General features: G+C 39.8%; 17 protein-coding genes. 12 read left to right on the top strand and 5 right to left on the bottom strand.

The window, feature by feature from the left end; genetic code table 11:
• Nucleotides 1-7 precede the first annotated feature (7 nt).
• On the top strand, nucleotides 8-1,561 hold the full coding sequence (locus EO116_RS00895) for a gluconokinase (RefSeq protein ID WP_127160239.1): 1,554 nt from the start codon (nucleotides 8-10) through the stop codon (nucleotides 1,559-1,561).
• Nucleotides 1,562-1,579: 18 nt separating this feature from the next.
• Complete coding sequence (locus tag EO116_RS00890) at nucleotides 1,580-2,899, top strand: gluconate:H+ symporter (RefSeq protein WP_009353623.1); 1,320 nt, start codon at nucleotides 1,580-1,582, stop codon at nucleotides 2,897-2,899.
• Between the two features lie 192 nt (nucleotides 2,900-3,091).
• Here the strand turns inward: EO116_RS00890 and EO116_RS00885 are convergent, their stop codons facing one another.
• The 4 genes from EO116_RS00885 to pflB all read right to left on the bottom strand — a co-directional run bounded on the left by EO116_RS00885 (nucleotide 3,092) and on the right by pflB (nucleotide 7,725).
• Nucleotides 3,092-4,273 (bottom strand): sodium/glutamate symporter, encoded by a 1,182-nt coding sequence (locus EO116_RS00885; RefSeq protein WP_127160238.1) that lies wholly within the window; start codon nucleotides 4,271-4,273, stop codon nucleotides 3,092-3,094.
• 303 nt (nucleotides 4,274-4,576) lie between these two features.
• Nucleotides 4,577-5,347: a pyruvate formate-lyase-activating protein gene (pflA, locus tag EO116_RS00880; protein WP_127160237.1), complete on the bottom strand. Its 771-nt coding sequence runs from the start codon at nucleotides 5,345-5,347 to the stop codon at nucleotides 4,577-4,579.
• Nucleotides 5,348-5,353: 6 nt separating this feature from the next.
• The gene (gene grcA3 / locus EO116_RS08690) at nucleotides 5,354-5,593 is read right to left on the bottom strand and encodes an autonomous glycyl radical cofactor GrcA3 (protein ID WP_126938357.1); all 240 of its coding nucleotides are present in this window, start codon (nucleotides 5,591-5,593) and stop codon (nucleotides 5,354-5,356) included.
• 2 nt (nucleotides 5,594-5,595) lie between these two features.
• Nucleotides 5,596-7,725: a formate C-acetyltransferase gene (gene pflB, locus EO116_RS00870; RefSeq protein ID WP_164726015.1), complete on the bottom strand. Its 2,130-nt coding sequence runs from the start codon at nucleotides 7,723-7,725 to the stop codon at nucleotides 5,596-5,598.
• A gap of 330 nt (nucleotides 7,726-8,055) precedes the next feature.
• On the opposite strand from pflB, the gene EO116_RS00865 reads away from it, so the two are divergent.
• Entirely contained in the window at nucleotides 8,056-11,205 is a 3,150-nt protein-coding gene (locus EO116_RS00865) for a YadA-like family protein (RefSeq protein ID WP_164726014.1), read from the top strand.
• Between the two features lie 167 nt (nucleotides 11,206-11,372).
• Here the strand turns inward: EO116_RS00865 and EO116_RS00860 are convergent, their stop codons facing one another.
• Nucleotides 11,373-13,460 (bottom strand): nitrilase-related carbon-nitrogen hydrolase, encoded by a 2,088-nt coding sequence (locus EO116_RS00860; protein ID WP_127160235.1) that lies wholly within the window; start codon nucleotides 13,458-13,460, stop codon nucleotides 11,373-11,375.
• Nucleotides 13,461-13,737: 277 nt separating this feature from the next.
• On the opposite strand from EO116_RS00860, the gene EO116_RS00855 reads away from it, so the two are divergent.
• The 9 genes from EO116_RS00855 (at nucleotide 13,738) to EO116_RS00815 (ending at nucleotide 23,128) form a co-directional block, all read left to right on the top strand.
• Nucleotides 13,738-14,343 carry a hypothetical protein gene (locus EO116_RS00855; RefSeq protein WP_127160234.1) on the top strand — a complete coding sequence of 202 codons (606 nt, stop codon included), beginning with the start codon at nucleotides 13,738-13,740 and terminating at the stop codon, nucleotides 14,341-14,343.
• 144 nt (nucleotides 14,344-14,487) lie between these two features.
• Nucleotides 14,488-15,282 carry an S-methyl-5'-thioadenosine phosphorylase gene (mtnP, locus tag EO116_RS00850; protein WP_127160233.1) on the top strand — a complete coding sequence of 265 codons (795 nt, stop codon included), beginning with the start codon at nucleotides 14,488-14,490 and terminating at the stop codon, nucleotides 15,280-15,282.
• A gap of 32 nt (nucleotides 15,283-15,314) precedes the next feature.
• Nucleotides 15,315-16,559 carry an adenosylhomocysteinase gene (locus EO116_RS00845; RefSeq protein ID WP_127160232.1) on the top strand — a complete coding sequence of 415 codons (1,245 nt, stop codon included), beginning with the start codon at nucleotides 15,315-15,317 and terminating at the stop codon, nucleotides 16,557-16,559.
• A gap of 425 nt (nucleotides 16,560-16,984) precedes the next feature.
• Complete coding sequence (locus EO116_RS00840) at nucleotides 16,985-18,133, top strand: ABC transporter substrate-binding protein (protein WP_127009454.1); 1,149 nt, start codon at nucleotides 16,985-16,987, stop codon at nucleotides 18,131-18,133.
• Between the two features lie 10 nt (nucleotides 18,134-18,143).
• Nucleotides 18,144-19,025 (top strand): branched-chain amino acid ABC transporter permease, encoded by an 882-nt coding sequence (locus tag EO116_RS00835; RefSeq protein WP_127160231.1) that lies wholly within the window; start codon nucleotides 18,144-18,146, stop codon nucleotides 19,023-19,025.
• Nucleotides 19,022-20,035 carry a branched-chain amino acid ABC transporter permease gene (locus EO116_RS00830; protein WP_127160230.1) on the top strand — a complete coding sequence of 338 codons (1,014 nt, stop codon included), beginning with the start codon at nucleotides 19,022-19,024 and terminating at the stop codon, nucleotides 20,033-20,035. The genes EO116_RS00835 and EO116_RS00830 overlap by 4 nt, the downstream gene beginning before the upstream one ends.
• A 10-nt stretch (nucleotides 20,036-20,045) precedes the next feature.
• Entirely contained in the window at nucleotides 20,046-20,804 is a 759-nt protein-coding gene (locus EO116_RS00825) for an ABC transporter ATP-binding protein (protein WP_126937350.1), read from the top strand.
• Nucleotide 20,805: 1 nt separating this feature from the next.
• Nucleotides 20,806-21,516: an ABC transporter ATP-binding protein gene (locus tag EO116_RS00820; protein ID WP_009353026.1), complete on the top strand. Its 711-nt coding sequence runs from the start codon at nucleotides 20,806-20,808 to the stop codon at nucleotides 21,514-21,516.
• Nucleotides 21,517-21,883: 367 nt separating this feature from the next.
• Nucleotides 21,884-23,128, top strand: a complete 1,245-nt coding sequence (locus tag EO116_RS00815) for an aminotransferase class I/II-fold pyridoxal phosphate-dependent enzyme (RefSeq protein ID WP_127160229.1) — start codon at nucleotides 21,884-21,886, stop codon at nucleotides 23,126-23,128.
• Nucleotides 23,129-23,305: the final 177 nt, after the last annotated feature.

Genomic DNA, 23,305 nt, shown 5'->3' with positions numbered 1-23,305 from the left:
GGTATATATGTCAGAAGTTAGAGAAGCAGTATGGATAGGCGTTGATGTGGGAACCACAGGCGTACGTGCTATGGCATATACAGCACAAGGTAAATCTGTAGCTGTACGAGATGCTTTTTATCCATTAGAAACACCACAATATGATCGAGCAGAGCAGAATCCTCAACAAATATATGATGCTGCAGAAGAAGTCATTGCTGGAGTGGTAAAAGAGTTACAATATAAACTAGTTACCATATCTGGAATTGCTTTGAGCTCGGTGATGCATAGTTTTATTCCTCAAGATAAACATTTTGATTTATTAGGGAATATGATTACTTGGGCAGATAGTAGAAGCTCTACTATCGTGCATCGTATGGAACAAGACGAAACGTGCAAACAATTCTACTTTAGAACAGGCTGCCCTTTACATGCATCTTATCCATTGGCTAAAATCATATGGGTCAAAGAAAATCAATCTGAAATCTTTGCTCGTATGGCGCATATTGGCTCTATTAAAGATTACATGTTCCGATTGATGACAGGAGAATGGGTAACAGATAAATCAGTGGCATCTAGTTCTGGTTTATTTAATGCCTTTACAGAAACTTGGGATTCTGAGATTTTAGACTATGTAGGGATTCAAGAAGAACAACTGCCTAAGGTTGTATCTACTACATATAGTGGTAAGTTAGTAGCAGGCGTAGCAGAGCGTTTAGGTTTACCTGTGAATACACCGGTTGTCATCGGTGCTACGGATGGAGTACTGGTGAATGTTGGTATTGGCGCTGTATCTAAAGGACAGTTAAGTGCTACTATAGGTACATCTGGTGCTATACGCATGCTCACTAAAAAGCCGCAAATGGATTCTAAAGGTCGTACTTGGTGCTATAATTTAACAGATACCATGTGGGTGGCTGGTGGAGCTATCAACAATGGGGGTATGATTTTGCGTTGGATGCGAGATCGTATCCTGCATTATCATGGCTCCCAAATGGAACAATTATCGGTGGATCCTTATGATTTAATGACCATGAAAGCAAGACATGTACCGGCTGGATCTGGTGGCTTGTTATTAATGCCATACTTTACTGGTGAACGAGCTCCCTATTGGAACTCTGATCTGCGTGGAGCTTTCGTAGGTTTATCCTTAAATCATAGTCGCTCTTACATGATTCGCGCCACAATGGAAGGGATTTGTTATAGCTTACGGTTTGTTCTTGATGCATTACGTGAGTTTGAAGAGGTAAAAGATATCCGCATTAGTGGTTCTTTCACTAAATCTGAATTATGGGTACAAATTATGAGTGATATATTCGGTGAACATATCACCTTACCAAATAATAGTGAAGGTGCCTCCTTTGGCGCCGCTGTGTTAGGGTTTATTTCTGATGGAACTTTGTCAGATATTAAGGATACCGCAGAGCTGGTACAGCCTGAATGTATCTATCACCCTAAGAAGCAACATCAAGCCGTATATGAAGAACTTTTCTCTATTTATGAAAGTTTGTATATTCATATGAAAGACGATTTGGCACGTCTTGTTCAGTTCCAAAAGGAACATCCATTTAGTCGTTTATAATTAGAAAGGAGACTAGAAATGCCATTAGTTATTCTGGCATTAGGAATTATTCTACTATTTTTCCTAATCGTAAAAGTAAAGATGAATAGCTTTTTATCATTGCTATTGGTCTGTGTATTATTAGCCTTTGGAGAAGGATTGCCACTTGACAAAATTTTCCCAACTATTCAAAAAGGCTTAGGAGCTACCTTAGGTGGTTTAACAATCGTAGTAGGCTTTGGTGCTATTTTAGGTAAATTGATGGCCGATAGCGGTGGAGCGCAACGTATTGCAACTACATTGATCAACATGTTTGGTCGTAATAATGTAAGATGGGCTGTATGTTTAACTGGATTCATTGTAGGTATTGCTTTATTCTATGAAATCGGCTTCGTCTTATTGATTCCTTTGATCTTTACCATTGCTAAATCTGCGGATATTCCATTGTTAGAAGTAGGTATGCCAATGGTAGCAGCCTTATCTGTGACACATGGTTTCTTGCCTCCACATCCAGGTCCTACAGCGATTTCTGTATTATTTAATGCAGACATTGGATTAACGTTAGTGTATGGTATTTTAATCGGTATTCCTACAGTTATTTTGGCAGGTCCATTATTGTATAATACTGTGAAAGATATCAAAACAGATATCCCTGAAGGTCTTCATAATGATAAGGTATTTACAGAAGAGGAAATGCCATCCTTTGGAGTATCTATCTTTACAGCATTAGTACCAGTTATCTTGATGGCAGCTACAGCTATCGGTAAAATGATGAATTTGCCAAAAACATCTACCATTATGGTTATTCTTAACTTCATTGGTGACCCTTCTGTGGCGTTGACAATTTCTATTATTATTGCTTTCTATACGTTTGGCTTCGCTCGTGGCAAATCTATGAAAGATATTATGGCTACTTCCGAAAAAGCGATTTTAACAGTAGCTATGATTCTATTCGTTGTAGGGGCTGGTGGAGCTTTAAAGCAAGTATTGATCGATAGTGGTGTAGGTACTTACATCGGTGAACTAGTGATGCAAGTGAATGTATCTCCATTAGTTTTAGCTTGGTTAATTGCTGTGGTGATTCGTATTGCTGTGGGCTCTGCTACAGTGGCAGCTATGACAGCTGGCGGCATTGTGGCGCCGTTAATTCCATTAACAGGTGTAAGTCCTGAATTGATGGTAATTGCAGTAGGTGCTGGTTCTGTATTCTTTAGCCCACCAAATGACCCAGGATTCTGGTTATTTAAAGAGTTTTTCGGATTATCTGTGAAACAAACATTACGCTCTTGGTGTATGGTGGAAACAGTGATTGCCGTATGTGGATTAATTGGTGTAGAAATCATTAATTTATTCTTATAATTACAATCATGAGATAACAAGTAAATAGATAACAAAAATAGAGGAACATTGATAGTCATATATCAATGCCCTCTATTTTTATATATGTATTAGTAGTATGTTCGTATACGTAGATAGCAAAAATACCCCAACCTGATGCAGTATGGGGTATATTTAATAAATAATTTTAAGTCTAATCAGTGAACACTTAGATTACCAGTAGAACTGCATGATCCAATGCAAGATAGGTATACCAAGTACATTGATTAATACAGTAGCTGTAATAGGAACAACTAGGAAAGCTTTTACAGATTTTCTGTAGCGACCACCGAGGGTAGCGATGGTTGCTACCGTATTTGGTGTGATGCCTAAACCGTGGCCAAGGAGTGCAGCACCGATGACAACGCCGTCATAATCTTTACATAGCACAGGAAATACGATGAATCGTGTAAACAGAATAATCGCAATGACTTGTACCACAAGAATCACAAGCATTGGTCCTGTAAGAGACCGTAATGCGATTACAGGTACGCTCATGAATACAGTAGTTAAGAAGATGGTAATGCTAATTTGACTGAACAAGGCAATAGCTTTAGAATTGATGAACGTTTGGCCCATGGCATCACCACCATTACGGATAGCAATAGCCAATAACATGGATACGATGAACGTAGGAATGTGCAAACCAAAGGTATCTAATAAGTAGTGGGAACCGCCGATGCCGATGCTGACACAGATTAGAACCAACAATAAGTTGACGATAATCCCAACCGGTGTGGGTGCTGGGGAATCTGGTGGTGGAGGTGCTGTTTCATAGCGATTGAATTTTTCGATTAAATATTGTCCCATAGGACCGCCGATGAACACACCGATAATAGTAGTAAATGCAATGATACCATGTGCCACAGTTTCACCATTTAAGGCATTCCCTAAGTCATGACCTAAGGCGGACACAAAGTTGTAGCTGCTTTCAAGAGATAAAGAGCCTAATAAAATTGCATAGTGTTTGTCTAATCCAAATAGACTAGCTAGCCCTAAGCCAATGCTGATTTGCATAATCACAAGCAAAGTACTCATGCCCCAGTAGCGAGGGATGGCTTTTAACGAAGATGTACAAATTTGCACGGGCGCTACTAGCCCCATAGTGGCAAAGAATGCCACCATAGCAGGAACAAGAACAGCCTTGTCTAAGGTAATGAGTATAAGACCAGAAATTTGTAATAGAAATACAATCATTGCTACAGTTAAACCACCAATAGCAGGAACTGGGATAGCCCAGCGATGCAAGATGTTAATGTGCTTGTGCATAAAGGTTCCCAGTAAAAAGGAAAACAGTGAGAGTATGACCGTTTCTACGGCGCCAAGATGGAATTGTAGCATGTACGACGATGCCATGAAATGCCTCCTAACTTTAGATACAAAAGACTATGATGGTGCAGTAGTGCACATAGGATTCACTTGAACCAAAATCATAGTGAGATAGTCTGAAATAATACCCTCCTATTATACAACTAAACATCTAATATGTAAAAGCTATCCATAAGAAATGAATATCAATACATGAACACAAAATGCTAATATAACAGATACATAGGAATATATACATACCGATATGTCTAGGGAGGTATACAGAAAAAGCGCACTGTCCACGAAGGATAGTGCGCTTTTATGAAAGATCAGGAAAGTATTATTATGAGTTTAACTTTCTGGTGTTTTAAGAGGACACCATAAACCTCGGCGGTAGTCGCGTATTCCAGAAAGGACAACGCGGAGTGCACGCTGTGCGTCAGCTTTTGAGAGGGGCGGTATTCCATCTAAGCGATAGGAAATGCCAAGACTTTCATATTTATTAACCCCCATGACGTGGTAAGGTAAGCAATCTACGGCTTTCAAATGTTTGAAGGTACCTAGAAAGAAACCAAGCCGATACCAGCGATCGCGATTATCTGTGATGGTTGGGACTACCACGTGGCGCACCCAAAAATCTGTTCCATGATCGTCTACAAATTGAGCGAACTCTAGGACCGCATCATTAGGTTTGCCGGTTAGTGTTTCGTGTATAGAGGAATCGATCTCTTTCACATCAAGAATGACTAAATCCGTTACATCAAGAAGCAGTTTGTACTCTCTAGCCTGTTCTTGTGTGTAGCAAATCCCGCTTGTATCTAAACAAGTATGAATTCCCTTTCCGTGAAAGAAAGTAAAGAGTTCGATAATAAAAGGGAGTTGCAACAATGCTTCGCCACCAGTGACAGTAATGCCTCCAGTGATATAAAAGTCTCGATTCCTTTCAAATTGTGTCCACACATCTGCCACCGTCATTTCTTGGGCATACGTAGAGGGATCCCAAGTATCTGGATTATGGCAATAGGCACATCGCAATGGGCAACCTTGAAGGAACAAGACAAATCGCATGCCTGGGCCATCGACAGTACCCATGGTCTCAATGGAATGAATGCGACCTACCATAGTGCATTACATGGATTGATGGAATGTACGGGAGATCACTTCATCTTGTTGTGCTTTTGTCAACTTGTTGAAATGAACAGCGTAACCAGATACACGGATAGTCAATTGTGGATACAATTCAGGATGTTTTTGAGCATCTAATAATGTTTCACGATTGAATACGTTTACGTTTAAATGGTGGCCGCCTTTTTTGCTGTACCCATCTAATAACTGTACTAAATTATCAACTTGTTGTTCGTTAGTCATATTTACTCCTTTTCTTCAGGGAAAGTAACATTTGGCTCACGGCAAGCTAGATTTTCACAACCATCAGCTAAGGCATGTTCAATATTGCCTAGGTCTAAGTCTAAATCTAAGTCGCCTAATGTAACCATAGACTCTCCGGATTTACCAAGAGAATCTGGAATAATAGAGAATGTATTAGAAATACCATCGCAACAATCACGCCATGGCATTTTAGCAACAGATGCTAGGGAAGAGATAGCACCGTGTTCGTCACGACCATGCATAGGGTTGGCTCCTGGGGCAAATGGAATACCTGCTTTACGTCCGTCAGGAGTAGCACCAGTAGCATTACCGTATACCACATTCGATGTAATGGTTAATAGTGACATGGTTGGAACAGATTGACGATACGTAGGATGTTTACGAATTTTATTCATAAAACCAGATACGACTGTAGCTGCTAATTCATCTACACGATCATCATCATTACCATATTTAGGGAATTCGCCTTCAATTTCAAAATCAATAGCAATACCATTTTCATCGCGAATTGGTTTTACTTTTGCATATTTAATAGCAGATAGGGAATCGGCTACTACGGAAAGTCCAGCGATACCTGTGGCAAACCAACGTGTCACCTTACGGTCATGCAATGCCATTTCCAATTTTTCATAGGCGTATTTGTCATGCATGTAATGAATGATATTTAAAGCATTCACATAGACACCTGCTAACCATTCCGTCATATCTTCAAAGCGTTCCATGACTTCGTCGAAGTCAAGGTATTCAGAAGTAATAGGGCGGAATTTTGGACCTACTTGTTTTTTCAGCTTTTCATCTACGCCACCATTGATTGCGTATAATAAGGCTTTCGCTAAGTTACAGCGAGCGCCAAAGAATTGCATTTCTTTACCAATACGCATAGGGGATACGCAGCAGGCGATAGCGTAATCATCGCCAGAATTTGGGCGCATGATTTCGTCGTTCTCATATTGAATGGAAGATGTTGCAATAGAGAGCTTCGCACAGAACTTTTTGAAACCTTCAGGAAGGGAAGGAGACCAAAGTACTGTTAAGTTTGGTTCAGGAGCTGGACCAAGGTTTTGCAATGTATGTAGAACACGGAATGCCGTTTTAGACACTAGTGTACGTCCATCAGTGCCCATACCACCGATAGACTCAGTTGTCCATACAGGATCACCAGTAAATAAATTGTTGTATTCATGGATACGTGCGAAACGAACCATGCGCAATTTCATAATGAAGTGATCCACCATTTCTTGGATTTGTTCTTCTGTATATTTACCAGATTTCAAATCACGTTCTGCATAGATGTCCAAGAAAGTGGAGTTACGTCCGATGGACATAGCTGCACCGTTTTGTTCTTTGATAGCGCCCAAATAGCCAAAGTATAACCATTGGATCGCTTCTTTTACATCGGTAGCAGGTTTGGAGATATCAAATCCGTAGGACGCAGCCATTTCTTTTAACTCTTTTAAAGAACGGATTTGATCTCGAATTTCTTCGCGGTCACGAATGACATCTGGCATCATATCGCCCATGGTGATGTTGAATTGATCTTCTTTATCTTTGATCAAATAATCTACACCATATAAGGCTACACGGCGATAATCACCGATAATTCGGCCACGACTATACGCGTCAGGTAGGCCCGTAATAATGTGAGCAGAGCGAGCAGCTCTCATCTCAGGTGTATATACATCAAATACACCATCATTGTGTGTCTTACGATGAGTTTTAAAGAAACTTTCAAGAGTTGGATCCATTTTGTAACCATACTCTTCGATAGCACTTTTAGCAGTTCGTAAACCACCATAAGGGAACATGGCACGTTTTAAAGGATAATCAGTTTGAAGACCTACAATTTGTTCATCCTCTTTAATAATATATCCAGGGGCATGCGCCGTAATATGAGTTGCTACATCAGTATCTGCATCGATGACAGAACCTTTTTGTCGTTCTTCCTCATATAAATCTAATACCCGTTGCCAAAGTCTAGTAGTTCGTTCTGTTGGACCTACTAGAAAAGAATCATCGCCTACATAAGGCACATAGTTTCGTTGGATAAAATCGCGTACGTCCACGGATTTATCCCATACACCTGTATTGAAGTCTTTCCATGCTTGTTGCATAATATACCTCCAAATACACATTAAAACGCAACCCATAGGGTTAACTTTATTGTAATCTATAACGATTATCATTACAATATACTTTTTGGCATGGGCTTATATTATTTTTGAAAGTGATGTATGCATAAATGGTCAAACATTTGAAAGTAGTATATGTCTAAAGGATTAAACATAGTGTAAATGCTATGATGGAAGTATGCAATTTCAGCATAAGTTATGAGCATTATCCTATTGATTTACTAGTATAGATTGGGTAAAATTATGAGTATGTTTTACATAAAAACAATTGAGTATATGATGCGTGTGACAATGAAGGAAAAAGGAAGAGTTATGCAACACAAACGATCGACAGTATTGACAGCTTTAGTATTGGCAAGCATTTCCACAATGGGATTGGCAGCAGATACGGATAATTTAGTAGTTGGAGGAGCGCAGACAGGTGATGCGTCGAACACGAGTAACCTTACCGTAGGGGATGGTGTTAGTTTTTATTCAAATGCGAAGAATAATATCATGAATACTACAGGGACAAAATTGTTTGGTGCGTCCTACAGTTTGGTCTTAGGAGAACGTGCTGGCTATGATGCAAGCAATGGCACAGGTACATCTAAGTATCTTATGCTAATGGGAAAATCAGCTGGAGAAGCTATGTGGGGAACCAACACTCATAAATTTATTCTTGGTGATGCAGCGGGTTGGGCTGGTAGTGGCACATATGCCTTTATATTCGGCGATAGTGCAGGACGTCGTACTGCAGGTAACTATAACTTTAGTTTTGGTGAAAATGCCTATTCTCAAGACGCTGTGTCTACAGGTGACCATAATTTCAGCTTTGGTCAAAACGCAGCCTACAACAACAAAGGTAATCGAAATGTAAGTTTTGGATTCCATGCTGGTGAAAATATGACGGGTTCCGATAACTTTGCATTAGGTCATACAGCTGGTAAGGGTGTGACTGGTGACCATAACTTTATCTATGGTCAAGATGCTGGTGCCAACATGTCTGGTAGCCGCAACATCGCCATTGGACAAAACTCTGGGGTTAATGTAAAAGGTGTGTATAACATTGCCTTAGGTCTGAACGCAGGTCAAGATGTAGATGGACATGTTGTGAATGCAGCTGCAACTGAAGCAGCAGATCGATACGGTCAATCCAAAGGATCCAATAATATGGCATTTGGTAAAGCGGCCGGTTCTCATGTAGCTGGTAATTTCAATATTGCCTTTGCGGAAAATGCTGGTAACTATGTAGGCCATCGCTGGACAAATACCTATAATGCAAATGGTGGTGTGGAAAGTACGACTGATGGCGGTACTGTAGATGGTGCGGAGCACAACATTGCATTGGGCTTTAGTGCAGGTCGATGGATTGCAGGACAAGATAACTTGGCAGCAGGTGTCAATTCAGGTAGCTGGGTAGATGGTGAAAGTAACGTAGTATTAGGTAAAGAATCAGGTAAAGAAATAACTGGTAACTTTAATACGGCATTAGGTTACTACAGTGGTAATAAAGTTAGTGGTAATAGTAACTATGTAGCAGGTGCGGAAGCAGGTACCAAAGTAACAGGTAATAATAACTACGCAGCGGGCTATAAAGCAGGTAACTCAATTACTGGTAATGATAACGTTACTATGGGCCATGAAGCAGGTAACTCCATCACAGGTGATGATAATATTGCTATTGGTAAAAAAGCTAACACCATTGATGGTGGGTTAACAGCTACTGCAACAATTGCCATCGGTAAAAGTACGAAAGCACTGAAAACAAATGCCGCTGCCTTCGGTAATGAAAGTGAAGCACAAGAAGAATCTAGTCTTGCTTTAGGCTATAAAGCCATTGCCAATGTAGCAAAAAGTGTGGCTCTCGGCAGTGAAGCAGAGACGGTAGCAACAGCTGGGGACAGCACAAAAGGTACTGATAATGCCTATACGACTGATACATTGAACCTAGGTACAGGAACATCTGCTAAGACATATACATTGAACTTTGCTGGTGGCAACACCGTAACAGGTATAATTAGCGTTGGTAAATCCGACCAAACACGCCGTATCCAACACGTAGCACCAGGTTTAATTAGTGCGACAAGTACAGATGCTATCAATGGTAGCCAATTATATAGCGTAGCAAGTGAAATCAACAATAAATTGGCTAATATCACAGGTGGAAACAGCTGGAATATCTACACAGGTGGATCTGGTGAAACAAACGCATTTACGCCAGGAAATAAAGTAAACGCAGGAACGATTGAAGGATTAGATTTTAAATCTAGTGACTTTAAAGTTGTAGAAAAAACAACAACAGATAATAAAAAATACGTTACCATCGAATTGAACCGTGAGGCTTTAAAGAATGATCCAGACTTTAAAGGACCAAAAGGGGATAAAGGAGAGCAAGGTCTACAAGGTGAAAAAGGACAAGACGGAGCTGCAGGAGCAAAAGGTGACAAAGGTGACCCAGGAGTAGCCGGCCCAGCAGGCCCACAAGGTGCAACTGGTGCTCAAGGTGAAAAGGGCGAAAAAGGTGACCAAGGAGTAGCCGGCCCAGCAGGTCCGCAAGGAGCAACAGGAGCCCAAGGTGAAAAGGGTGAAAAAGGTGACCCAGGAGTAGCCGGCCCAGCAGGCCCACAAGGTTCAACTGGTGCTCAAGGTGAAAAAGGCGAAAAGGGTGACCCAGGAGTAGCGGGTCCAGCAGGCCCACAAGGTTCAACTGGTGCTCAAGGTGAAAAAGGCGAAAAAGGTGACCCAGGAGTAGCGGGACCAAAAGGAGATCAAGGCCCAAAAGGTGCTCAAGGTGAAAAGGGTGACAAAGGCGACAAAGGTGAGCAAGGAGTACCTGGCCCACAAGGTCCGCAAGGTGAAGCAGGTCCGCAAGGTCCTAAAGGCGGTGTAGACGAAGCATTAGTAAAAGAAGTTCATACACGTATGAACTCTGTAGAAACTAAGTTAGATCAACTAGGCCACAGAGTAAATACATCTGGTGCTTTAAATGCAGCATTATCTGCTCTGAAACCATTATCCTTTGATGCAGATGATAAATTCCAAATCATGGCTGGTGTAGGACATTTCAAAGGTTCTACAGGTACTGCGCTAGGTGTTGGATATTATCCAAATGAAGATGTATTACTTCATGGCGGTATGGCAGTAGGAAACTCTGAAAAAATGTACAACGTGGGTATGAGCCTTAAAGTTGGATCTCGATCCAAATCAGATGCATACCAATCCACCTTGTATAACCAAGACACAGATACATTCAATGTCAATGTGGATACGCTTTCAGAAAAAGAACAAAAAGCATTGAAGCATACACATTATGGACCAATTTCTATCGTGCCAGTGATGAAAACTGAAATCAAAGCTTTGGTACAAGAAAACGGTACATTGAAAGGTCAAGTAGAAGCATTGGTTGAACAAGTGAAAGTGCAGAATGAACAAATTCAAGCATTGCAACAAATCACAGCGCAGTTGTTGAACCGTAACTAATTGCATACCTATCGATAGTTAAGAATATTTCTATAGCATTAGCTTGCGGAATAAAGCCGTTCTATATATGTTATAGTAAATAGTATTTAACATTTTTATCTCGATATACAAAAGAGCTATCTACCGATGATATACCATCGGACAGATAGCTCTTTTACATGTATATGTTATTGTTTTTCTAACAATCTAGATTTACAAGCCTCATAACCTCGTGAGATATACGGTTTTAATTGACTTTCACTTAGGTCAGCCCCAAAGGCACGTTCACTGACAAGGAACAGTGGAGGAGACTGGATACGTTTTGCCACTGCTAAGCCATTGAACGATTTCCACCACCGTTCAAGGTCATTGATAAACTGTTCTGTAGATGTGAAATAGTGAGAAATAGGGTTTTGCAAGCCTAATAGGTGTTCCAATGTACCGTTCTCATAGGCGCATAAGATATCCTCAGGGGTCAAACGCTGATGAGCCCGTGTATGTGTTGTACCCTCTACGAAGGCACGGAATAAACAGTCGTGATATTCATATTGCAATGGATCACCAAGACCTTGTGTCACATCTTGTGCATCTGAAAGCTCCGCACTCGGCACTACATCGATAGAACCTTGCGGAATGACCTCTCGTTGAAAAATGTGTTCATTCATATAGCGCGCCAGTGCATAGACATCCGTTTTCCACACATCCCCCGTCACAGCGAGAAAACCTGCCAAATCACCGTACATCGTAGCATAGCCGACAGTGAACTCCGTTTTATTCCCGTTGCACGTGAAAGCCCCATTCACAGCGGATGCTATACCAGCTAAAATGCGAGACGAACGATCACGAGCTTGGATGTTTTCTTTACCTAACGTAGACAACTGCAAGAATGATGTAGTGTTGGATTCATCATGTAATTCTGGGATGACAGGGGTGTTATACTTTGTAAAGCTAGTATTCTCTAATTGCTCAATGGTGGCATTGACACCTTCTTCAATGGGAAATACCCCGTAATGGCAACCAATATTTCGTGCTAATTGGTAAGCCAAATCTTTCGTCATATCCGAGTTATAACGGCTTGGCATATTGACTAAGTATAAGTTCTCTAGCGGCAATATAGTGCTGTATAAAGCAGCATTAAGGGCAGAGTCGATACCGCCAGATGCACCGATGACAATCTTCTTGATACCTGTTTGGGCTAAAAATTGACGAATGCCGTATTGCAAGGCTTTGAATAGAGTAGGGATGTAGTTAGGCATTGTTGCATATAGTTCATTTGTACTATATGTACTGTTTGTATCATGTGCAATATATTTACTAATGGTCTCATTTATTTGTACATGAGTAGATACTATGTCACCTTTGGAATGCTCAATATGATTAGTGTTATTATGTGAAATCAGCTGCCATAAGGTATCTTTTAATAAGGTAGGTCGTACAGTGTTTTCAAAAGCAGGTACTTCTTTCACAATAGAACCGTTCACGTCATATAGCGTGGAGCAACCGTCATAGATGCAGATATTTTTACCGTTGTTTTGAATGCCCACATGGTTTGTATAGGCAATAGGGGTATTGTATCGTTTGGCTTGAGCACTGAACAGGGCGTGACGGTGTTCTTGCTTATGGACTGTATATGGTGAAGAGGAACAATTCACGATTAAATCGATATGCTGGCCTTTCGCTTTTGCAGATTCCACCATAAGACTCGTAGGACAATCTGGGTAATGCGTATCCCAGCTATCTTCACAGATAACAGGAGCAATGGTGAAAGATCCGTGACGCATGGAAATTGTGAGAGGTTGATTGATATCCGATAAAGAAAGATTGCGCTCTTTCGCCACTACATTGGCACTAGTGAAATGGCGAGGTTCATTAAAGTATCGATAACAGGGCAATAGTGTTTTAATCGTAAACGGATATGGCTGGGATGGATTGGATACCAGTTGTCCTTTGGATGCTACATACAGAGCATTATATTTACGAAGACTGCCGTCTAGATTACGGAGACTTTTATCTATATCTACATTACCAAAGATGATCGTAAGATTGGTGTTAGCGGAGGCTTTCACAATTTCGTTACCATAGTAGAGGCAATCGTTTATAAAAGGCACTTGGTCCCACATATCACCTACCATATATCCGCTAAGACACAATTCCGGAAAGATAAGGATGTCCGTGCTCACCGCCTTGGCGTAGTCGATGGCTTGCATCATAGATTGAAAGTTTGTAGCAGGATCACCAGGGTGCACCTGAATTTGACCAAAAGCAATACGAATCATGGAGAACTCCTTTATTATATAGATTAACGTGTTCATAGTTGTTGAGTATATTATAGCATTTTATGGGGGATTTGTAGTGGGGAACGGAAAATAAAGAAAAATTGAAATATCTCATATATGAGATGTTGTCATTGAGGAGATGGTGGGTATAAGCTGTATTTGAATGAAAGATTGTGTATTGGCATAACGTAAAAATATGGGATGCATACTAGTTTTTAATTAAAAGATTAAGTATAATAAAATCATATAGTTTCGGTTTGAGAGAGGTCGTATGTATATGAATAAATTAATAAAAGCGACAATATGCGTAGGGTTAGGCGTAGCTTTTCTAGGGGGATTTTCTTCTGAAGCAAAGTTTAGCAATGTGGATTCAGCAACAATTGATTTTAAAAACTATGATAACGATTATAAGATATGGTTTAATAACGATGCAGATGAAGTGTATATGTACCCCAATGATGGCAAGCTTGAATTGCGAGCTAAAGGTAAGAAAACACAGGTGCCTACTACTTTAGGGGAAGATACTTTTCGGATTAGATCCTATTATGATGTTAATCGTGATATTACTTTATATGTGATTGATGCAGGCATAAAAAATGGTAATAGAGGTACATCGACCCGTACTTTTATATATCGATATAATCGACAAGCAAAGATATGGGAGAAATTAGTAGACTCTGCTAACTATTATAGTCCGTATACAGTGCAAAATATCTATACAAGATTCGCTGAAGATTTAGGGTTTAAACACGCTGACTTTATGTTAATATTCTCGGATATGGAACATCATAAAGAAGAGTTTTGGTATCCATTAGATTGGAACAATAGTACAAGAAAAATAGAATATCAAGCACCTCGTCAAGTTATGATTGATTATGAATAAAAGATAATACGTATATAACATCATCCCCACATGGAAGCGATTCTTATGTGGGGATGTTTTCTTAAAATTTTATTAGAAATAGCCCATTTCATGCTATAATAAATTCATACAGATATTTTTCTATCTTTCACAAGGAGGAACGATATGTCATCCATTGCTATTATTGGTGGTACTGGTGTGTACGACCCAAATATGTTTGAAACTATGACGGAATCGTCTTTGATGACGCCTTATGGTGAAATTCACTATGTGTGCGGTACTTATGAGGGCAAGACGGTATATTTCTTAGCCCGTCATGGTCGTAATCATTCCATTCCACCGCACAAGATTAATTATCGCGCCAACATTTGGGGCTTGAAAAAGTTAGGTGTTAAGTTCATTGTATCTACTACAGCGGTAGGTTCTTTGGATGAGAACTTTGGACCTGGTCATTTTGTGTTGACGGACCAATTCCTAGATTTTACGAAAAACCGTGTGAATACCTTCTACGAAGGTGGCGATCGTCCGGTGGCGCATGTGGATGTGACAGAACCATATAGCCCTGAGTTGCGAGGTATTGTAGAAAGTGCAGCTAAATCCTTAAGATTAACGGTTCACAATGGTGGCACTTACGTATGTACAGAGGGACCTCGCTTTGAGTCTCCTGCTGAAATTCGTATGTATGCTATGTTAGGTGGACAAACAGTGGGCATGACAAATGTACCAGAGGTGACCTTAGCCAATGAAGCGGAAATGGCATATATGACAATTTCCATGATCACTAACTATGCAGCGGGCATTTCTGAATCTGCTTTGACCCATGGTGAAGTAGTAGATATGATGCAACAAATGGCAGAACAATTGCAATCGTTAGTGAAAGAAGTCATCAAAGGCATCGATGTGAATGCAGACTATCCTGCGCATCATCGTATGGCTGAGTATGGTGGCTTTCAATTATAATCTATCATGAAGAGTCTAAAAGGAGAACGCAAATGCAATCTTTAATTCGAGATATTTCTTTAGCCGCAGAAGGTCGTAAAAAAATTGACTGGGTAGCTAATTTTATGCCTACATTAAACACATTAGGAGACCGTTTTGAAAAAGAGCAAACTTTCAAAGGGCAAACTATTGTTGTGTCTGTTCATTTAGAAGCAAAAACTGCCTATTTATCTACGGTGTTAAAACGTGGTGGTGCAGATGTTATCGTTACAGGTTCTAATCCATTATCTACGCAAGATGACGTGGCAGCAGGACTTGTGGATATGGGATTGACTGTCTATGCTTGGTACAATTGTACAGACGAAGAATATACGATGTTCCTGAACAAAGCGCTGGATCATAAACCACATATCATCATCGATGATGGTGGCGATTTAGTAAGCTTACTTCACACAACACGCCAAGATGCAAAAGAACGTCTATTAGGAGGTAGTGAAGAAACCACTACAGGCGTACACCGTTTGAAAGCTCTTGCTGAAGCGGAACAATTGACATTCCCTATGATCGCTGTTAACGATTCTAACTGTAAATATTTATTTGACAATCGCTATGGTACTGGACAATCTGTTTGGGATGGTATTATGCGCACTACGAACTTAACAGTAACAGGTAAAAATGTAGTGGTTGCTGGTTACGGCTGGTGCGGTAAAGGAGTGGCACTTCGTGCCAAAGGCTTAGGGGCCCACGTGTATGTAACGGAAGTAGATCCAATTAAAGCCATCGAGGCTGTATTTGACGGATTCAAAGTATTGCCAATGGTGGAAGCAGCTAAAATCGGTGACATTTTCTGTACTGTCACAGGTTGTAAGGATGTCATCACAGAAGAACATTATGCAGTGATGAAAGACCGCGCTGTGCTTTGTAATGCGGGACATTTCGATTGCGAAGTCAATGTGAAAGACTTAGCAGCCATGGCAGTATCTCATGAACGAGTACGCCAAAATATCGAAGCCTACCATATGCAAGATGGTCGCCAATTGTATGTATTAGCAGAAGGTCGCCTTGTAAACCTAGCAGCAGGTGATGGACATCCAGCGGAAATCATGGACTTGTCCTTTGCAATGCAAGCCTTAGCAGCAGAATATATCTTGCACCATGGAGCAGACATGGAACATGATGTACATGTATTACCATATGAAGTGGATGCAGAAATTGCGAAATTGAAATTGCAATCCATGGGATATGATTTAGATACATTGACACAAGAACAATATGATTATTTATATACTGTAAACTAATAATGATGAAATTTTATTGATACATAATAAATACAATTGCAACTGTGCTAAACTGGCGATGAGAATGATCACTTTCATCGTCAGTTTTAATATGCTTAAGTAGTAGATCGAGGCATACTTTTAAAAAGAATATACTTGGTAACGGAACGTATCTATTTCTATTATTTACTTTTCAAAAAAGATATTTGTCCTCTGTACAAATACAAAAATAAGAAAAATATACGTGACTAGTTTACTAAATAAACTCATATATAAATTCTTATAATTATATTTGACAAACTACTCATGTTACATTCATAATAGATAAGAATAGGGTTTCTATAGAATTGTCATTTGTGTTTTAATCTGATAAAGAGAAAAAGATTGAGGTGGCTTTCAGAAACAGAAAATCCGTAAGATAGAGTTTTAAGGAGGAAGGTTGTAACATGAAAAAATCCATGTTCAAACGTGCACTAGCATTGGGTGCTACGGCTATTCTAGCTGCGGCGATAGCTGGTTGCGGTGGCAATAGTTCATCAACAAACAATGCAAATGAAGCAAAAGTAGCTTTATTGACTACGACGTCTGGCGCAGCAGCTGCTTATGGCGAATCCATTAAGAATGGTGCAGAGTTAGCAGTAGCGCAAATTAACGGCGATGCTAACAATGTAAAAATTAATTTGTTAGTGGAAGATACAAAAGGTGACAAAAACGAAGCGATTAATGCGATGAACAAAGTCATTGCAAAAGATAAAGTCGTAGCTGTCATTGGACCTATGTTATCTGGTGAAATGATGGCGGCAGGCCCAATTGCTAACAAAAATAAAGTGGTAGCATTGGGTACTTCTACAACGGCGGAAGGCATCACTGATATTGGAGATTACATTTTCCGTAATGCTGTACCAGAATCTTTAGCAGTTGACGCAGCGATTCGTCAATCTCACAAAGTATTAGGCTTCAAAACAGCAGCGATTATGTACTCCAACAACAATGACCAAATGGTATCTGTAAATAATACTGCTAAAAAAGCATTGGAATCTGAAGGGGTTCAAATTGTAGCGACAGAAACATTCGCTGATAAAGATACAGATTTTTCTGCACAGTTGACTAAAATTCAACAAGCAAAACCAGATATCATCATCGTTGCTTCCTTGTACCAAGAAGGTGCATTGATTATGAAAAAAATGCGTGAACTTGGTATGAATCAACCAGTAGTAGGTTCCAATGGTTTCAACAGCCCAGCGTTCATTAAAAATGCAGGTGCCGCTGCTGATGGTGCGATCGTAGGTACACCTTGGTTCCCTAACAAAGATGACCAAAAAGTTCGCGACTTCCGCAAAGCTTATGTAGAAAAATATGGTCATGAACCTGATCAATTCGCAGCACAAGCATATGATGCAGTGTTCTTGTATGAAGCAGCTTTGAAAGCAGCTGGTTCTACAACAGATCGCGAAAAATTCCGTAATGCACTAAAAGGCATTACAGACTTCGTAGGGGTAACTGGTAAATTCCAATTCAACGAAAAACGTGACCCATCTATGGAAGTTCAAGTTTTACAAATTAAAAACGGTCAGTTTGACGCATTACAAAAATAGGAGTAACACGATGTTTTTACAGCAATTAGTGAATGGCCTTACTTTAGGCAGTCTCTATGCGGTATTAGCCATCGGATTGACACTCGTGTTTGGTGTGTTGAACATCATCAACATGGCTCACGGAGGCATCTTTATGATAGGTGCCTTCGTGGGTTTATTTATGGTGACAGTCTTTGAAGCTAATATCTTCGTAGCCATCCTTGTGGCTATGGTCGTAGGGGCAATTCTTGGATATCTATTAGAATTTGTGGCACTTCGCCCACTTCGCAAGAAAAACGTATCCCATTTGGCGCCATTGATTTCTACAATTGGTGTCTCTATTTTTATTGAAAGTGTAGCCTTGCTTGTATGGGGGCCACAAACACGTTCATTCCCACCAGACTTTATCGGTGGACTTATCGATTTTGGTATGTTCAAAATCTCCATGGTTCAAATCATTGGCCTTGGTGTATCCATTGTGTTAATGTTGATTTTAAATGTACTCATTAAAAAAACTAAAATCGGTAAAGCTATCCGTGCTGTATCTTTGAGCACAGAAACAGCATCCTTGTTGGGGATTAATCCAACTTTAGTTATTTCCGTAACAGTCATGTTAGCCTCTGCCTTAGGATCTGCAGCTGGTGTATTGGTTGGCTTATCCTTCGATGCCGTAGAGCCTATGATGGGTGTTGTTATCGGATTTAAAGGGCTAGCGGTGTTAATCCTTGGCGGACTTGGTAATATTACCGGTGCTATGGTAGGTGGATTCATCTTAGGTGTTTCTGAAGTATTCTCTGTTGCCTATGGAGCATCTTCGTACCGTGATGCCGTAGCCTTCGGTTTAATCATTCTCTTATTATTCTGGAGACCACAAGGGTTATTCGGATCCAAAGATAAGGGGGGACGACCATGAGTGAAATTTTAAATCCATATTATCTACAAATTGTGATGTTCTTCATCATCAATGCTATCATGGGTATTTCCATTTTCTTCACCCTTTCGACAGGTCAGTTGACATTGGGGGCAGCTGGTTTCATGAGTGTTGGTGCCTATGTAGGTGCTTTGCTCACTCTGAAAGCTGAGCTACCGATTCCGATTGCTATCTTCATTGGTGGTATCGTAGCGGCTTTAGTGGCTATTGTGATTGGTTTACCTACGACACGTTTGAAAGGTTTGTACTTGGCTATTGCAACATTAGGCTTTGGTGAAGTAGTGCGTGTTATCTTTTTGAACTTAGAAGTGACACATGGTGCGTTGGGTCTTTCAGGGATTCCAGCGATTGCCCAAGAATTGACAAATTATGTGTATGAATTTGATATGGACGGTTTGTTAGATATCGACGCATTAACATGGGGCAACTTGTTGACCATCATCATTTTGTTGGTTATTTTAGTGGTGATTATTTTGTTCTGTTTACGCATCCATAATAGTCGTGTAGGTCGTGCATTCCAAGCCATTAAAGCTGATGACCATGCAGCAGAATTGATGGGTATCAATGTGGTGTATTACAAAATGTTAGCCTTCGTCATCGGTGCTTTTATTGCCGGTATTGGTGGAGGTTTGTATGCACATATTACAAACTTCATTAACCCTACAGATTTTAGCTACCACAAAGTAGTGCAAATTTTATTGTTCCCTGTGTTTGGTGGTTCCAATGTAGTATGGGGTTCCGTACTGGGCTCTTTCATTTTGACATTATTACCAGAAGTATTGCGTTTCTTAGCAGATTACCGAGATATTATTTATGGTGCATTACTAGTCATCTTGATGGCTGTTCGCCCAGATGGTATTTTGACAGAAGATTTGATGGACAAAATCTATCGTAAACTAGGTGTAAAAAAGAAACCATACATTCCAGAATCACAAGTATTAACAGAACGCTTTGAAGCTTATAAAGCACAGAGCAAGTCTGGTCAAGAATAGGAGGTAACCCATGCTATTACAATTAGATGATGTAAGTAAAAGCTTTGGCGGTGTGGCTGCTTTGACAGGTGTTACCTTCCAAGTGAATCAAGGCGAAGTCTTTGGTGTAATCGGACCGAATGGGGCCGGTAAAACAACGCTGTTCAACTTAATTACAGGAGTGTTTCCTGTAAGTACTGGTAATATTGTATTCGACGGCATGAATGTGGTAGGTATTAAGCCACATCGTACAGTGGAGATGGGGATTGCTAGAACGTTCCAAAATATCCGTTTATTTGGTAATATGACGGCGTTGGAGACTGTGTTGACTGGAATGCATTGCCGCACAGGTTCTGGTGTATTGTCTAGTTTCTTCCGTACAAAACGCCAACGCATTGAAGAAGAACGTTGCCGTGGTATTGCCTATGAGTTTTTAAAACTGGTTGGCTTAGAAGAAGATGCAGAAGAAGTAGCAACGTCTTTACCATATGGTAAGCAACGTCGCTTGGAAATTGCCCGTGCCTTGGCAACGCATCCACAGTTAATCTTGTTAGATGAACCTGCGGCAGGTATGAACGATAGTGAGACAGAAGTATTGCGTCAATTGATCGGCAAAATCCGTGATTTAGGTATCACTGTTGTTGTCATAGAACATGATATGGCGTTGATGATGAATATTTGTGATCGATTAGCAGTGTTGAACTTCGGCAAAAAGATTGCAGAAGGCACACCACAAGAGATTCAAAATAATCCAGATGTAATCGAAGCGTACTTAGGAAAGGAGGAATAATATGTTAAAAATTGAAAATGTTGTGGCTGGATATGGTCACATTACAGCGTTGAAATCCATTAACCTAGAAGTTCCTCAAGGCTCTATTGTATCTTTGATTGGTGCTAATGGTGCCGGTAAATCGACAACCATGCGTTCTATCATGGGCTTAGTAAAACCTACAGAAGGTCGCATTACCTTTGAAGGTAAAGATATTACATCTATGAAAACTCATGATATTGTGAAATCTGGTATTTCTCTCGTTCCAGAAGGTCGCCAAATATTACAAGATATGAGTGTCTATGAAAACTTAGAAATGGGCGCTTATATTCGTAAGGATGCTGAAATTAACGATGATATTAAAAAAGTGTTCAAACGATTCCCTATTCTTGACGAACGTAGTTACCAATTAGGTGGTACTTTATCTGGTGGCCAACAGCAGATGCTTGCCATTGGCCGTGCTTTAATGGCTCGTCCTAAACTGCTGTTACTAGATGAACCATCCATGGGGTTGGCGCCGTTGGTAGTGAATGAAATCTTTGAAGTTATCAAAGAGATTAGCGCCGAAGGAACGACAGTATTGTTAGTAGAGCAAAACGTGCGTCAAGCTTTGAAAATTGCTGACTATGCATATGTATTAGAAACAGGTAAAATCGTTCTTTCAGGACCAGCCGAAGAAATACGTCACGACCCTAGAGTGATGGAAGCATACTTAGGTGGTAAAGTAGAATAGAATACTCTAAAATAATTAGCAGATATACAATCCATTGTGGTTGTGTATCTGCTTTTTAGTGTAAGCATTTTGAATTTGTGGTTGTTGCCGATAGAAATGGGGGATATGTATACTATCATAAGAGTGTGCAGAATCTAGGATATAAAGGTGTATAGATTTTATTATATAACGAATAATCACTGTAAAAAGTATTTTGATTACATACGCTATATTGTATGGTGACATTTATTACAATATAAGAAGAATTGAATGGTGCCAAAAACTATTGTGTATACATGAGCTACATATCTTGTAGGAGAATGATTTTTCTTGTAAACTAGTATTATAAATATAAAATATATATAACTAATATAGGAAGGTGTTTACTATGAGTATGGCAGCAAAACAAGCACGTGGGAAAAAAGCAAACGATGTCATCTTCGCGACAAACTCACAAGCTCAAGAGGCAGCGAAACAATATGGCAAAGAAAATGTATTAATTGGAACTGTCGGATCTATCCTAGATGAAAATGGCGACATTGTTTTCTTGAAAGTGGTAGAAGATGAGTTTCGTAATTTGCCACGTAATGAATATGTTGCATATGCACCGATTGAAGGGTTAAAAGAATTTGTAGAAGCATGTAAACAAGAATGCTTTGGACAATCTCGGCCAGATGCCTATATTGAAGGGATAGCCACAGCGGGTGGTACAGGTGGTATTCATCACTTAGTTCACAATTATACAGAACTAGGTGATAAGGTAATTACCGCTGATTGGTACTGGGGGGCATACAAGCAAATATGCCAAGATAATGGACGCGAATTAATTACATATCCTTTATTTGATGAGAATTATGGTTTCAATTTTGAAGCTTTACAATCTTTGATGTTGGAAATTGCTGAGAAGCAAGAAAATGTGCTGGTTATTTTTAATACACCTGGCAATAACCCAACAGGGTTTTCCTTATGTGACAGTGATTGGGATAAGGTATTAGATTTGGTGAAACGCATCGTCAATACTGGTAAAAATAAAGTTATTATTGGTGTAGATGCCGCGTATATTGATTTCTCTGGACCTAAAGAAGATGTACGTCGATTCTTTAAAAAGTTCGAACATTTGTCAAAAGATATTTTAACAGTCGTATGCTATAGTATTTCCAAAGGATTTACCATGTATGGTCAACGTGTTGGTTGCATGTTAGGGATTACTTCTGATAAAGAAGTGGCACAGGAGTTTTTTGATATTAACCAAATGACATCTCGTGGTACTTGGTCTAACATTAATAGACCGGCTATGCGTACGGTCGCTAATATCGTGCTTGATTCTGAAAAATTAAAACGTTATGAAGAGGAACGTAATTGCTACTCTCGTCTCGTAGAAGAACGGGCAGGTATCTTGGAATGTGAAGGAAAAGCGATTGGCTTACCGATGTTGCCATACATGGGTGGTTTCTTTGCAACAATTCCAAGTGATAATCCAAAGGCCTTGGCAGATGAATTGAAAAAAGAAAATGTATTTTTAATTCCTGTAGCCGGTGGTGTTCGCATTGCCGTATGTTCCATTCCTAAAAGACAAATTACTGGATTGGCACAACGAATTTATGATGCTATGAAACGTGTAGGGCAGTTATAATACGATAGAATAGAGAGAATAGAATATGACATAATAACTGTTAGGAAAAGACAGGTGAATCTAGATTCACCTGTCTTTTTTCTGTCTTATGGGATTGATATGCCTTGTCATATTATGAAAATTCTTAGATTACCTTTATATTTACATAAATATAGGATAAAAATAGCCTATTCTATA

The organism is Veillonella sp. VA137 (genome assembly GCF_003992015.1).
Lineage (GTDB): Bacteria > Bacillota > Negativicutes > Veillonellales > Veillonellaceae > F0422.
The sequence above is the reverse complement of the archived record's forward strand: the minus strand, read 5'-3'. Positions and strand labels throughout refer to the sequence as shown.